Origin of the sequence: Streptomyces sp. Qhu_M48 (assembly GCF_051305195.1) — a bacterium.
Lineage (GTDB): Bacteria > Actinomycetota > Actinomycetes > Streptomycetales > Streptomycetaceae > Streptomyces.
Window position 1 is genome coordinate 794442 of sequence record NZ_CP195432.1, and the last position, 13806, is coordinate 808247.

The following is a 13806-nucleotide window of genomic DNA, read 5'->3' on the forward strand; positions in this document are numbered from 1 at the left end:
ACGACATGGGCGGCCGGTGGATCGAACAGTGGGAGCCGGAGAACGAGGCCTTCTGGCGCGACAAGGGGGAGCGGATCGCCAGGCGGAACCTGCTCTTCTCCGTGTTCTCCGAGCACATCGGCTTCTCGATCTGGAGCCTGTGGTCGGTCATGGTGCTCTTCATGGGGCCGCAGTACGGCGTCGACCCGGCGGGCAAGTTCTTCCTGATCGCCACCGCCACCTTCGTCGGCGCGCTCATCCGCATCCCGTACACCTTCGCCGTCGCCCGCTTCGGCGGCCGTAACTGGACCATCTTCAGCGCCCTGTTGCTGCTGCTGCCCACCGGCCTCGCCTTCGCCGTCATGGAGCCCGGGACCTCCTACACCACCCTCGTCCTGGTGGCCGCGCTCACCGGCGTCGGCGGCGGCAACTTCGCCTCCTCCATGACCAACATCAACGCCTTCTTCCCGCTCCGGAAGAAGGGCTGGGCGCTCGGACTCAACGCCGGCGGCGGCAACATCGGCGTCCCCGTCGTCCAGCTCGTCGGCCTCCTCGTCATCGGCACCGCCGGGGCGACGCACCCGAGGATCGTGCTCGGCGTCTACCTGCCCCTGATCGTGGTCGCCGCCGTCTGCTCCGCGCTCTTCATGGACAACCTCGTCCCCGTCAAGAACGACACCGGCGCCGCGAAGGAGGCCGTCCGGGCCCGCCACACCTGGATCATGGCCTTCCTGTACATCGGCTGCTTCGGCTCCTTCATCGGCTACAGCTTCGCCTTCGGCCTGGTGCTCCAGACCCAGTTCGGCCGCACCCCGCTCCAGGCCGCCTCGCTCACCTTCATCGGCCCGCTGCTCGGCTCGCTGATCCGGCCCGTCGGCGGCTCCCTCGCCGACCGGCACGGTGGCGCCCGCATCACCCTGGGGACCTTCGCCGGGATGGCCGCCGCGACCGGCGTCGTGATCTACGCCTCCGTGATCGAGTCCCTCGCCGTCTTCCTCGTGGGCTTCATCGCCCTCTTCGCGCTCAGCGGCCTCGGCAACGGCTCCACGTTCAAGATGATCCCGGCGATCTTCCTCGCCCAGGGGCACCGCGAGGGGCTCGTGGGCGACGCCGCGGAAGCCTACGGACGCCGTCTCTCCGGCGCCGCCATGGGCCTCATCGGAGCGGTCGGCGCGCTCGGCGGACTCGGCATCAACCTGGCCTTCCGCCAGTCCTTCCAGACCACCGGCGCCGGCACCGGGGCCTTCGTCGCCTTCCTCGCCTTCTACGCGGCCTGCATGGCCGTCACGTGGGCGGTATACCTTCGACGGCCCCTCACCGTCCCCGCCGCCGCCCCCCTCGACGTCCCCGTGACCGACGCGACCGTCACCGAGCCGCAGGCCCGGCCCGGTTACGCGAAGGTGTGACCCCCGGTGCCCGGCGCGGACCGTAACGACCAGGAAATACGGGCGAACCGAATCCGTCACGCGTCCCCGTCAGGCTCTGGCCCCATGGACGAGCAAGAACACGGGCCCCTCGCCGGCTTCACCGTCGGCGTCACCGCGGCGCGGCGCGCGGACGAACTCATCGCGCTGCTGCGCCGGCGCGGCGCGGCCGTCGTCCACGGCCCCGCCCTGCGGATCGTGCCCCTCGCCGACGACACCGAACTCCTCGCCGCCACCAAGGAACTCATCGCCCACGCCCCCGACGTCGTCGTCGCCACCACGGCGATCGGCTTCCGGGGCTGGGTCGAGGCGGCCGACGGCTGGGGGTACGGGGAGGAACTCCTCGCCGTCCTGCGGGACGTCGAACTCCTCGCCCGGGGCCCCAAGGTCAAGGGAGCCGTACGGGCCGCCGGACTCACCGAGTCCTGGTCACCCACCTCCGAGTCCATGGCCGAGGTCCTCGACCGGCTCCTCGCCGAGGGCGTGGAGGACCGCCGGGTCGCGCTCCAGCTGCACGGGGAGCCGCTGCCCGGCTTCGTGGAGGCGCTGACGGCGGGCGGCGCCGAGGTCGTCGTCGTCCCCGTCTACCGCTGGATGCCGCCCGAGGACATCGGGCCGCTCGACCGGCTCCTCGACGCGGCCCTCGCCGGCGGCCTGGACGCCGTCACCTTCACCAGCGCCCCGGCCGCCGCGTCCCTGCTCTCGCGGGCCGCGGAGAAGGGCGTACGGGAACGCCTGGTCGCCGTGCTGCGGCACGACGTCCTCGCGGTCTGCGTCGGGCCCGTGACGGCGCTGCCGCTCCAGGCCGAGGGCATCGACACGTACCAGCCGGAGCGGTTCCGGCTCGGGCCGCTCGTCCAGCTCCTCGGCAAGGAGCTGCCCGCCCGCTCACGGGTCCTGCCGGTGGCCGGCCACCGCGTGGAGGTCCGCGGCCACGCCGTCCTCGTCGACGGCGCCCTGCGGCCCGTCCCGCCCGCCGGAATGGCCCTCCTCGGCCTGCTCGCCCGCCGTCCCGGCTGGGTCGTCTCCCGGGCCGACCTGCTGCGCGCGCTGCCCGGCGCCGGGCGCGACGAGCACGCGGTCGAGACGGCGATGGCCCGCCTCCGGACCTCGCTCGGCACGCCGAAGCTGATCCAGACGGTGGTCAAGCGGGGGTACCGGCTGGCGCTGGACCCCTCGGCGGACGACAAGTACGACGGGTAGATCCGGCCGCCCCCACGGACGACGGCCCCACGGAAGGGGCGGCCGGGGAGGGCGCGCCAGGGCGTCGGCGCGGGCGCTCGTCGACCGCTGTTCGGGACGCCGAACCCCCGTACGGTGATCTCGCCTGACACGGTGCCTTCCGGTGGCGTACGCTCGACGGCTGCCCAGTGCACGTCAGAAGGGGGCCTTAGGTGGCCGCGCAGGAAGCCGTGGACACGGTCAGAGACCGTGAGATCGGTGTCGAGCAGGAACATCTGGATCACGTCTACCGCCGACTGGAGGAGAAGATCCACGAGGCGGAGTTCCTGATGAACGACGCCGCCCAGCGGGGCCAGGTCGGCACGCCCGGCGCCCTCGCCGAGCGCGACGCCCAGGTCTTCCGGGCCGGCATCCACCTCAACCGGCTCAACAACGAGTTCGAGGACTTCCTCTTCGGCCGGATCGACCTGTTGTACGGAAAGGACGGCAAGAAGGGCCCGGACGGCGCCTACACCTCGATCGAGCCCGCCGAGGACGCCGTACGCGCCGACAGCACCGCAGACATCGGCGAGACCCTCCACATCGGCCGGATCGGCGTCCTCGACTCCGACTACGCGCCGCTGGTCATCGACTGGCGCGCGCCCGCCGCCGCGCCCTTCTACCGGTCGACCCCGGTCGACCCGGGCCGCGTCGTGCGCCGCCGCGTCATCCGCTCCAAGGGCCGCCAGGTCCTCGGCGTCGAGGACGACCTGATGCGCCCGGAGCTGCGGGCCACCCTCGACGGGCGCGAGCTGCCCGTCATCGGCGACGGCGCCCTGATGGCCGCCCTCGGCCAGGCCCGCAGCCACACCATGCGGGACATCGTCTCCTCCATCCAGGCGGAGCAGGACCTCGTCATCCGGGCGCCCGCCGCCTCCGTGACGTACGTGGAGGGGGGCCCCGGCACCGGCAAGACCGCCGTCGCCCTGCACCGCGCCGCGTACCTGCTCTACCAGGACCGGCGACGGTACGCGGGCGGCATCCTGATCGTCTCGCCCACCCCGCTCCTCGTCTCGTACACCGAGGGCGTCCTGCCCTCCCTCGGCGAGGAGGGCCAGGTCGCCATCCGTGCCGTCGGCAGCCTCGTCGACGGCGTCGAGGCCACCGCCTACGACGATCCGGCCGTCGCCCGGATCAAGGGCTCCTCCCGCATGCTCCACGTGCTCCGCAAGGCCGCGCGTGGCGCACTGGAGACCCCGGCGCCCAGGACCCAGCCGGAGCTGGGGGAGGACGAGACCCCCGCCCCCGCCGGTACTCCGACACGGCTCCGCGTCGTCGCGTTCGGCCGCCGCCTGGAGCTGGAGGCCGACGAGCTGCGGCGCATCCGCAACAACGTCCTCGGCGGCACCGCCCCCGTCAACCTGCTCCGCCCCCGCGCCCGCCGACTGCTCCTCGACGCGCTGTACGCCAAGTCCGGCGCCGTCGGCCGCCACAGCGACCCCGAGCTCGCCGCCGAGCTGCGTTCCTCCTTCGACGAGGACGTCTCGACGGAGGACTCGTTCCTCGGGTTCCTCGACGCCTGGTGGCCCGAGCTCACCCCGCGCCGGGTCCTCGACGCGATGGCCGACGAGCGGCGGCTCGGCCGCTGGGCCCGGCGCATCCTGAACCCGGGCGAGGTGCGGCGGCTCGCCCGTTCGCTGCGCCGCCGGGAGCTGTCCGTCCACGACGTGGCCCTGCTGGACGAGCTGAGCACCCTGGTGGGCGCCCCGGCCCGGCCGAGGAAGCGCCGGGAGTACGACCCGCTGGACCAGCTCACGGGTCTGGAGGAGCTCATGCCCGTACGGGAGGAGACCCAGCGCGAGCGGGCCGAGCGGCTCGCCGCGGAGCGCACCGAGTACGCGCACGTGATCGTCGACGAGGCGCAGGACCTCACGCCCATGCAGTGGCGGATGGTCGGGCGGCGCGGTCGGCACGCCACCTGGACGGTCGTCGGCGACCCGGCGCAGTCCTCCTGGTCGGACCCGGACGAGGCCGCCGCTGCGCGGGACGAGGCGCTCGGCTCCCGGCCCCGGCGCCGCTTCGAGCTGACGGTGAACTACCGGAACCCGGCCGAGATCGCCGAGCTGGCCGCCAAGGTGCTCGCCCTCGCCATGCCGGGCAAGGAGTCGCCGCGCGCGGTGCGCTCGACGGGTGTCGAGCCCCGTTTCGTGGCCGTACGGGAGACGGCGGGGAAGCCCGATCTGGCCGAAACTGTTCGGTCCGAGGCGCGGCTGCTCCTGGAGCGGGTCGAGGGCACGGTCGGTGTCGTCGTGGCCATGAACCGGCGCGCCGAGGCGGCCCGCTGGCTCGCCGAGCTGGGCGACCGGGTGGTGGCGCTGGGCTCCCTGGAGGCGAAGGGCCTGGAGTACGACGCCACGGTGGTCGTGTCGCCCGCGGAGATCGCGGACGAGTCCCCGGCCGGCCTGCGGGTGCTCTACGTGGCCCTGACCCGGGCGACGCAGCAGCTGACGGTGGTCGCGGCGGCGGCGGACATGCCGGACGGGGCGGGGGTGCCGGACCTGCTCCGGGACTGACCCGGGGCCGCCGCCGGAGCCCGGTCCGGAGGCCGTACGGGGGCCGATTTCCGGTCAACCTGTGGCGCTGGAATCACCGGGCAGGGTGGTTTGTTAGCCTTGTCGTGGCACCGGCTCGATCCAAGCCCCCGGGCCCAACCTTCGTCCCCCAGAGGGACCACTTGCCGCGAGGCGAGCATGGCGGGTCGGTGCCACTTAGTGCAGAGCTACGAAGTCGAGGCCCCTGTCACCCCAGGTGACAGGGGCCTCTTCTGTTTCCTGGAGACTTCTCGTATGGTGGAAACTACTTTCCGAAAACAAAATGACCGCATTACCTGCTACCGGCAGGTAGGTGCGACCATCGGAGGGCGCCGCCGGGCAACCAGCCAGGCGGCGTAGCAACGAAGCTCAGGGAAAGCAGAGGAACTCGGCCATGGCAACGGCGCCCAGCGTCTCGTATTCGATGACGGTCCGGCTGGAGGTTCCCGCGAGCGGAACCGCGGTCTCCCAGCTCACCACGGCGGTGGAGTCGTCCGGCGGATCCGTCACCGGCCTCGACGTGACCGCCTCCGGCCACGAGAAGCTCCGGATCGACGTCACCATCGCCGCCACCTCCACGGCCCACGCCGATCTGATCGTCGCGCAGCTGCGGACCATCGAGGGGGTCGTCCTCGGCAAGGTCTCCGACCGTACGTTCCTGATGCACCTCGGCGGCAAGATCGAGATGGCGTCGAAGCACCCCATCCGCAACCGTGACGACCTCTCCATGATCTACACGCCGGGTGTCGCCCGCGTGTGCATGGCGATCGCCGAGAACCCCGAGGACGCCCGCCGCCTCACCATCAAGCGCAACTCCGTCGCGGTCGTCACCGACGGCTCCGCCGTCCTCGGCCTCGGCAACATCGGCCCGATGGCGGCCCTGCCCGTGATGGAGGGCAAGGCCGCCCTCTTCAAGCGCTTCGCCGGCATCGACGCCTGGCCGATCTGCCTCGACACGCAGGACACCGACGAGATCGTCGCGATCGTCAAGGCCATCGCCCCCGGCTTCGCGGGCATCAACCTGGAGGACATCTCCGCACCCCGCTGCTTCGAGATCGAGGCCCGGCTGCGCGAGGCCCTCGACATCCCCGTCTTCCACGACGACCAGCACGGCACCGCCATCGTCGTCCTCGCCGCGCTCACCAACGCGCTGCGCGTGGTCAACAAGGGCGTCGGCGACGTACGGGTCGTCATGTCCGGTGCGGGCGCCGCCGGTACGGCCATCCTGAAGCTGCTGCTCGCGGCGGGTGTGAAGCACGCCGTCGTCGCCGACATCCACGGGGTCGTGCACGCGGGCCGCGAGGACCTGGTGGCCGCCCCGGCCGACTCGCCGCTGCGCTGGATCGCCGACAACACCAACCCCGAGGGCGTCACCGGCACCCTCAAGGAGGCCGTCGTCGGCGCGGACGTCTTCATCGGTGTCTCGGCCCCGAACCTGCTGGGCGCGGAGGACGTCGCCGCCATGGCGGAGAACGCGATCGTGTTCGCGCTCGCGAACCCCGACCCCGAGGTCGACCCGGCCGCCGCCCGCCAGACGGCCGCCGTCGTCGCCACCGGACGCTCCGACTTCCCGAACCAGATCAACAACGTGCTGGTCTTCCCGGGTGTCTTCCGCGGCCTGCTGGACGCCCATTCCCGTACGGTCAACACGGAGATGATGCTGGCGGCCGCCACGGCCCTCGCCGACGTCGTCTCCGAGGACGAACTGAACCCGAACTACATCATCCCCTCGGTCTTCAACGACAAGGTCGCGGGCGCGGTCGCGGGAGCGGTCCGCAACGCGGCGAAGGCCGCGGGCTCCGGCTCGGCGACGACCGGCCGCTGACCCGGCGCTGACGGCGCGTCGCGATTCGCGGAGCCGTAAACCCGCCTTTAGGGTGGCTTTTCGGCTCCGCTTTGTTTTCGCGGAGTCGACAGAACGTCACCACCACGGGGCTCTGGCGTTTTTCGTGTGACCCCAGGGGGTGCCGGATTGGCGTTCCCGCCGCTGGTGGGGGCAGGATGCGTGTTTGGGCGCGAGGGTCTGTCATTAGACCCGGGTCCGGGGACTGTCCGAAGGCCCTGGCAGCATCGGCTTCGCTGTACCCAATCACGCGGCTTCCGCCGCGTGGCACGCCTCACAGGCAAGAAGAACACGGGAGTAACAACATGAACCGCAGTGAGCTGGTGGCCGCCCTGGCCGACCGCGCCGAGGTGACCCGCAAGGACGCCGACGCCGTGCTGGCCGCTCTCGCCGAGACCGTCGGTGAGGTCGTCGCCAAGGGCGACGAGAAGGTCACCATCCCCGGCTTCCTGACCTTCGAGCGCACCCACCGTGCCGCTCGCACCGCTCGTAACCCGCAGACCGGCGACCCGATCGACATCCCGGCCGGCTACAGCGTGAAGGTCTCCGCGGGCTCGAAGCTCAAGGAAGCCGCCAAGGGCAAGTAAGGCCAAGGGCGAGTAAGACAGTCCAGAGGCGCAGAAAGGGCGGCCACCCTGTCAGGGGGTGGCCGCCCTTTCGCATGGCCTGTGAGGGCCGTACGGGCCGTGTGCGGGCCCTGGGAGCCAGGACCGTGTGCGGGCCCTGTGAGCCCGTGCGGGCCCCCGAGGGGCCCGCACGGCGCCCTACACCAGCGCGCTGCCCGGCAGCTCGACCTTGGCGCCGAGCTCGACGAGCTTCTCCATGAAGTTCTCGTAGCCGCGGTTGATCAGCTCGATGCCGTGCACCCGGGAGGTGCCCTGGGCCGCGAGCGCCGCGATCAGGTACGAGAAGCCGCCGCGCAGGTCGGGGATGACCAGGTCGGCGCCCTGGAGCTTCGTCGGGCCGGACACGACCGCCGAGTGCAGGAAGTTCCGCTGGCCGAAGCGGCAGTCGGAGCCGCCGAGGCACTCGCGGTACAGCTGGATGTGAGCGCCCATCTGGTTGAGCGCGGAGGTGAAGCCGAGCCGGGACTCGTACACCGTCTCGTGGATGATGGAGAGGCCGGAGGCCTGCGTCAGGGCCACGACCAGCGGCTGCTGCCAGTCCGTCTGGAAGCCGGGGTGCACGTCCGTCTCCAGGTGGATCGCGTTGAGCGAGCCGCCCGGGTGCCAGAAGCGGATGCCCTCGTCGTCGATCTCGAAGGCGCCGCCGACCTTCCGGTACGTGTTGAGGAAGGTCATCATCGAGCGCTGCTGGGCGCCGCGCACGTAGATGTTGCCCTCGGTCGCGAGCGCCGCCGACGCCCAGGAGGCCGCCTCCAGGCGGTCCGGGAGCGCCCGGTGGGTGTAGCCGTCGAGGCGGTCGACACCGGTGATCCGGATGGTCCGGTCGGTGTCCATGGAGATGATCGCGCCCATTTTCTGCAGGACGCAGATCAGGTCCTCGATCTCGGGCTCCACGGCGGCGTTCGACAGCTCGGTGACGCCCTCGGCGAGCACCGCCGTCAGCAGCACCTGCTCGGTCGAGCCGACCGAGGGGTACGGCAGCCGGATCTTGCAACCGCGAAGGCGCTGCGGGGCCTCCAGGTACTGCCCGTCCGCCCGCTTCTCGATGGTGGCGCCGAACTGGCGCAGCACGTCGAAGTGGAAGTCGATGGGCCGGCCGCCGATGTCGCAGCCGCCCAGGCCCGGGATGAAGGCGTGGCCGAGGCGGTGCAGCAGCGGGCCGCAGAAGAGGATCGGGATACGGGACGAGCCGGCGTGGGCATCGATGTCGGCGACGTTCGCCGACTCGACGTGCGTCGGGTCGAGGACGAGCTCGCCGGGCTCCTCGCCCGGGCGGACCGTCACTCCGTGCAGCTGGAGCAGTCCGCGGACCACGCGGACGTCACGGATGTCGGGCACATTGCGCAGGCGGCTCGGGCCGCTGCCGAGCAGGGCGGCGACCATCGCCTTGGGCACGAGGTTCTTCGCGCCGCGGACGCGGATCTCGCCCTCCAGCGGGGTTCCGCCATGGACGAGCAGTACATCATGGCTGTCTGTGCCGGTCATGAATCTCGCGTTCCGGAGTGGGGTCGGTCGGGTGGCCAGTGAAAAGGGTAAGGGGCCATGAGACCTCCATCGGGTGCCCCGGGGGGCCTGTCAGATGTAATGAATTCGGCACAACACCCTCTGTTCTCGTGATCTTGCGGAGCGTCACCGTCCGGTTTCCCCGCCGGGGCGGCCCTCGGCCCCCTCTCCGTCCCGGCGGTCACCGACCTGATCTGCGGTGGTCGGCGACTTCCCGCCGTCCCGTCCGCCCGTCGCCCCCGACGGCACCCGCGAACGCCGAAGATGCGGGATCATGTGTCGCATGACCGAGGTGTCCTCGCTCACAGGACGGCTGCTCGTCGCCACCCCCGCCCTCGCGGACCCGAATTTCGACCGGGCGGTGGTGCTCCTCCTCGACCACGACGACGAGGGTTCCCTCGGCGTGGTCCTCAACCGGCCGACCCCGGTGACCGTCGGCGACATCCTCGCCCCCTGGGCCCAACTCGCCGGTGAGCCCGGCGTCGTCTTCCAGGGCGGCCCGGTCTCGCTCGACGCGGCCCTCGGCGTCGCCGTGATCCCCGGCGACGAGGGACCGCTCGGCTGGCGGCGGGTGTACGGGGCGATCGGTCTGGTCGACCTGGAGACCCCGCCCGAACTGCTCGGACCGGCCCTCGGCTCGCTGCGGATCTTCGCCGGGTACGCGGGATGGGGCCCCGGCCAGCTGGAGACCGAGCTCGGCGACGGCGCCTGGTACGTGGTCGAGTCCGAGCCGGGCGACGTCTCCTCGCCGCGGCCCGAGTCGCTCTGGCGGCAGGTGCTCCGGCGGCAGCGCGGCGAACTGGCGATGATCGCGACCTACCCCGACGACCCGTCGCTCAACTGAGTCCTCGCCCGGCCGGGGGCCGTCGGGCGAGGGCCCTGAACCGAGGGCCCCGGCTTTCAGTACCCTTGGCGGTTATGAGCACTCTCGAGCCCGAGCGCGGGGCAGGTACGGGAACCCTCGTCGAGCCGACGCCGCAGGTGTCCCACGGTGACGGCGACCACGAGCGCTACGCCCATTACGTCCAGAAGGACAAGATCATGGCGAGCGCTCTCGACGGTACGCCCGTCGTGGCGCTGTGCGGAAAGGTCTGGGTGCCGGGGCGCGACCCCAAGAAGTACCCGGTCTGTCCGATGTGCAAGGAGATCTACGAATCCATGGGCGCCGGCGGCGGCGACAAGGACAAGGGCGGCAAGGACAAGTAGTCGGGTTTCCGGCCTTCGGGTCCTGAAGTCGGGGCGGCCCCCGGTGCGCGTACTTCGGTACGGGCACCGGGGGCCGTTTCGCGTTCCGGGCGGTTTTCCGTGCTCTTCGGGCGCTATGGGCGCTCCGGTCCTCTTCGGGGTCGCCGGGTCCTCGTCGCGGCGTTGCGCAGGGTGCTTTCGCCGGTCACGGAGTGGTTGAGGTGGTCGAGACCTCTTGTCGGGCCGCCCGGGGCGCGCCTAACCTCACGCGTGTTGTGCAGAACGAAACGCTCATTGCGCATGTTGCAACGCACCGCATTCGGAGGGGACCCGTCATGAAGCTTCCTGCCCTCCCCCAAGCTCTCGGCTTCGTTCGAGCAGGGGGGACCCCCATCGCCGCCACGGCGGCCGCACTGCTGCTGGCCGGCCTGACCGCCACCGCCTGCGCGCCCCAGACCTCGGACGGCAAGGCCACGACGGACGAGAAGACCGGCACCCTGCGCGTCTGGCTCTTCCAGGAGGTGAGCAACAAGCCCAAGGAGCAGGTCGTCCAGCAGGCCGTCGCCGCCTTCGAGAAGAAGAACCAGGGCGCGAAGGTCGAGGTCGAGTACATCCCCGTCGAGACCCGCGCCCAGCGCGTCAAGGCGGCCTTCAACGACCCCGAGTCGGCGCCCGACCTCATCGAGTACGGCAACACCGACACCGCCGGATACGTCAAGGACGGCGGACTCGCCGACATCAGCGCCGAGTTCGCGGCCTGGGACGAGGCCAAGGACACCGACCCCACCGCCAAGCAGTCCGTCACCGTCGACGGGAAGGTCTACGGCTCCCCGCTCTTCGTCGGCGTCCGCGCCCTCTACTACCGCACCGACGTCTTCCGCGAACTCGGCCTCGCCGCCCCCAAGAGCCAGGCCGAACTCGTCGCCACCGCGAAGAAGATCCGCAAGGCCAGGCCCGAGCTCTACGGCATCGCCGTCGGCGGCGCGTACACCTACGGCGCCATGCCCTTCGTGTGGGCGGCGGGCGGCGAACTCGCCACCGCGAACGGCGGCACGTACAAGGCCGCCGTGAACAGCGAGGCCGCAGTCAAGGGCATCGCCACCTACACCTCGCTCTTCGGCGACGACAACTGCCCCGCCGCCAAGTGCGCCCAGATGGGCGGCAACGCCACCGTCACCGCCTTCGCCTCCGGCAAGGCCGCCATGGCCATCGGCGGCGACTTCAGCCACGCCGCCGTCGAGGCCGGCACCGTCAAGGGCAAGTACGCCGTCGTCCCGCTGCCCGGCACCACCCCCGGCTCCATCGCCCCGGCCTTCGCCGGCGGCAACAACATCGGCGTCCTCAAGAGCACCTCGCACCGCACCCTCGCCGTCGACCTCCTCAAGTCCCTGACCGGCAAGGAGACCCAGGGCCGGCTCTTCGACGCGATGGGCTTCCTGCCCACCTACACCGACGTCCGGGCCACCGCCGCGCGGCGCCAGCCCTTCGTGAAGCCCTTCATCGACACCCTCGGCGCGGGCACCAGGTTCGTCCCGGCGTCCCCCGGCTGGGGCCAGATCGACGCCTCCCTCGTCCTGCCCACGATGTTCCAGGAGGTCGTCAGCGGCCGTAAGGACGTCAAGGCGGCGGCCGACGACGCCGCGAAGAAGATGGACGCGGCCTTCGCGCCGGCGGGCTGAGACGCATGACGACCCAGCTCACCGCCCCTTCGAGGCGGCCGGGGGCGACCCCGCCCCCGGCCCCCCGGCCCGCGCGCCGCGGCGGCCCCCGGGGCCACCGCCCGTGGACTCCCTGGCTGTACCTCCTGCCCGCCCTCGTCGTCCTCGGCGGACTCCTCGTCTACCCCGTCTACCAACTGGGCCTGATCTCCTTCCTGGAGTACACCCAGGCCCAGGTCAGCGGCGGCGAACCCACCACCTTCAAGGGGTTCGGCAACTACACGGCCCTCTTCGCGGACACCCGGTTCCGGCAGGTCCTCCTCGCCACCGTCCTCTTCGCCGCCGCCTGCGTCGTCACCACGCTGGCCGTCGGCTGCGCCCTCGCCGTACTCCTCACCCGGGTCCGGGCGCTGCCCCGGTTCGTCCTGATGGTGGCCGCGCTCGGCGCCTGGGCCACCCCGGCGGTCACCGGCTCCACCGTCTGGGTCTTCCTCTTCGACCCCGACTTCGGCCCCGTCAACCGACTGCTCGGGCTCGGCGACTTCTCCTGGACTTACGGGCGGTACAGCGCCTTCGCCCTCGTCCTCCTCGAAGTCGTCTGGTGTTCCTTCCCGTTCGTGATGGTCACCGTCTACGCGGGCATCAAGGCCATCCCGTCCGAGGTCCTGGAGGCCGCCGCCCTCGACGGCGCCTCGCAGTGGCGGATCTGGCGCTCGGTGACGGCGCCGATGCTCCGGCCGATCCTGGTCGTCGTCACGATCCAGTCGATCATCTGGGACTTCAAGCTCTTCACCCAGATCTACGTGATGACGAACGGCGGCGGCATCGCCGGCCAGAACCTCGTCCTCAACGTGTACGCCTACCAGAAGGCCTTCGCCTCGTCCCAGTACAGCCTGGGCTCGGCGATCGGCGTCGTCATGCTCCTCATCCTGCTGGCCGTGACGCTCGTCTACCTGCGCCTGCTGCGACGCCAGGGAGAAGAACTTTGAGCGCCCCGACCTCCTTCCGCATCCGCCGCCCCGGACGGCTCGCCGCCGAGGCCGTCACCCTGCTCGTCGCGGCCGCCGTCGCCTTCCCGCTGTACTGGATGGTCCTCTCGGCCTTCAAGCCGGCCGGCGAGATCCAGTCCACCGACCCCCGGCCGTGGACGCTCTCGCCGTCCCTCGACTCGTTCCGGCGCGTCTTCGAACAGCAGGATTTCGGCCGCTACTTCCTCAACTCGCTGCTCGTGGCCTGCACCGTCGTCCTCGCCTCCGCGCTGATCGCGTTCCTCGCCGCGACGGCCGTCACCCGGTTCCGCTTCAGGTTCCGGACGACGCTGCTCGTCATGTTCCTCGTCGCCCAGATGGTGCCGGTCGAGGCCCTGACCATCCCGCTGTTCTTCCTGATGCGGGACGCCGGCCAGCTCAACACCCTCGGCTCGCTGATCCTGCCGCACATCGCCTTCTCGCTGCCCTTCGCGATCTGGATGCTGCGCGGCTTCGTCAAGGCTGTCCCGGAGGCCCTGGAGGAGCAGGCCCAGATCGACGGGGCGAGCCGCACCCGGTTCCTGTGGCAGATCCTCTTCCCGCTGGTCTTCCCCGGCCTCGTCGCGACGAGCGTCTTCTCGTTCATCTCCACCTGGAACGACTTCCTCTTCGCGAAGTCGTTCATCATCAGCGACACCTCGCAGTCGACCCTCCCCATGGCCCTGCTGGTCTTCTTCAAGCCCGACGAGAACGACTGGGGAGGCATCATGGCCGGCTCGACCGTGATGACCGTCCCGGTGCTCGTCTTCTTCGTACTCGTACAGCGCCGTCTGGTCTCCGGACTGGGCGGGGCGGTGAAGGACTGACG

Annotated in this window: 11 protein-coding genes; 10 read left to right on the top strand and 1 reads right to left on the bottom strand. The window is 71.2% G+C overall.

Going from position 1 to position 13806, the window contains the following annotated elements; genetic code table 11:
• The first annotated feature begins 5 nt into the window (after window positions 1-5).
• From ACRRSS_RS03875 to ACRRSS_RS03895, 5 genes are all read left to right on the top strand, one after another.
• Window positions 6-1385: a nitrate/nitrite transporter gene (locus tag ACRRSS_RS03875; protein ID WP_435969809.1), complete on the top strand. Its 1380-nt coding sequence runs from the start codon at window positions 6-8 to the stop codon at window positions 1383-1385.
• 84 nt (window positions 1386-1469) lie between these two features.
• Entirely contained in the window at window positions 1470-2606 is a 1137-nt protein-coding gene (locus ACRRSS_RS03880; protein WP_435969810.1) for a uroporphyrinogen-III synthase, read from the top strand.
• Between the two features lie 191 nt (window positions 2607-2797).
• Window positions 2798-5137, top strand: a complete 2340-nt coding sequence (locus ACRRSS_RS03885; protein WP_435969811.1) for a HelD family protein — start codon at window positions 2798-2800, stop codon at window positions 5135-5137.
• A gap of 412 nt (window positions 5138-5549) precedes the next feature.
• Window positions 5550-6980 (top strand): NAD-dependent malic enzyme, encoded by a 1431-nt coding sequence (locus ACRRSS_RS03890; RefSeq protein WP_351910731.1) that lies wholly within the window; start codon window positions 5550-5552, stop codon window positions 6978-6980.
• Window positions 6981-7303: 323 nt separating this feature from the next.
• A complete protein-coding gene (locus ACRRSS_RS03895) occupies window positions 7304-7585 on the top strand; it encodes an HU family DNA-binding protein (RefSeq protein WP_015033921.1) in 282 nt (93 codons plus the stop codon).
• 177 nt (window positions 7586-7762) lie between these two features.
• Here the strand turns inward: ACRRSS_RS03895 and murA are convergent, their stop codons facing one another.
• A complete protein-coding gene (murA, locus tag ACRRSS_RS03900; RefSeq protein WP_435969812.1) occupies window positions 7763-9109 on the bottom strand; it encodes a UDP-N-acetylglucosamine 1-carboxyvinyltransferase in 1347 nt (448 codons plus the stop codon).
• A 301-nt stretch (window positions 9110-9410) separates the two neighbouring features.
• Here murA and ACRRSS_RS03905 point away from each other — a divergent pair, with 301 nt between their 5' ends.
• The 5 genes from ACRRSS_RS03905 (at window position 9411) to ACRRSS_RS03925 (ending at window position 13804) form a co-directional block, all read left to right on the top strand.
• Entirely contained in the window at window positions 9411-9971 is a 561-nt protein-coding gene (locus ACRRSS_RS03905) for a YqgE/AlgH family protein (protein WP_435969813.1), read from the top strand.
• Between the two features lie 74 nt (window positions 9972-10045).
• Complete coding sequence (locus ACRRSS_RS03910; protein ID WP_024761666.1) at window positions 10046-10333, top strand: DUF3039 domain-containing protein; 288 nt, start codon at window positions 10046-10048, stop codon at window positions 10331-10333.
• Window positions 10334-10647: 314 nt separating this feature from the next.
• A complete protein-coding gene (locus ACRRSS_RS03915; RefSeq protein ID WP_435969814.1) occupies window positions 10648-11991 on the top strand; it encodes an extracellular solute-binding protein in 1344 nt (447 codons plus the stop codon).
• A gap of 5 nt (window positions 11992-11996) precedes the next feature.
• Window positions 11997-12959 (top strand): carbohydrate ABC transporter permease, encoded by a 963-nt coding sequence (locus ACRRSS_RS03920; protein ID WP_435969815.1) that lies wholly within the window; start codon window positions 11997-11999, stop codon window positions 12957-12959.
• Complete coding sequence (locus tag ACRRSS_RS03925; protein ID WP_435969816.1) at window positions 12956-13804, top strand: carbohydrate ABC transporter permease; 849 nt, start codon at window positions 12956-12958, stop codon at window positions 13802-13804. The genes ACRRSS_RS03920 and ACRRSS_RS03925 overlap by 4 nt, the downstream gene beginning before the upstream one ends.
• Window positions 13805-13806 lie beyond the last annotated feature (2 nt).

Bases quoted from the DNA above. Each gene is read 5' to 3' on its own strand.
- ACRRSS_RS03915 (WP_435969814.1), top strand. From the start codon at position 10,648: ATGAAGCTTCCTGCCCTCCCCCAAGCTCTCGGCTTCGTTCGAGCAGGG.
- ACRRSS_RS03905 (WP_435969813.1), top strand. From the start codon at position 9,411: ATGACCGAGGTGTCCTCGCTCACAGGACGGCTGCTCGTCGCCACCCCC.
- ACRRSS_RS03920 (WP_435969815.1), top strand. From the start codon at position 11,997: ATGACGACCCAGCTCACCGCCCCTTCGAGGCGGCCGGGGGCGACCCCG.
- murA (WP_435969812.1), bottom strand. From the start codon at position 9,109: ATGACCGGCACAGACAGCCATGATGTACTGCTCGTCCATGGCGGAACC.
- ACRRSS_RS03880 (WP_435969810.1), top strand. From the start codon at position 1,470: ATGGACGAGCAAGAACACGGGCCCCTCGCCGGCTTCACCGTCGGCGTC.
- ACRRSS_RS03875 (WP_435969809.1), top strand. From the start codon at position 6: ATGGGCGGCCGGTGGATCGAACAGTGGGAGCCGGAGAACGAGGCCTTC.
- ACRRSS_RS03910 (WP_024761666.1), top strand. From the start codon at position 10,046: ATGAGCACTCTCGAGCCCGAGCGCGGGGCAGGTACGGGAACCCTCGTC.
- ACRRSS_RS03890 (WP_351910731.1), top strand. From the start codon at position 5,550: ATGGCAACGGCGCCCAGCGTCTCGTATTCGATGACGGTCCGGCTGGAG.
- ACRRSS_RS03895 (WP_015033921.1), top strand. From the start codon at position 7,304: ATGAACCGCAGTGAGCTGGTGGCCGCCCTGGCCGACCGCGCCGAGGTG.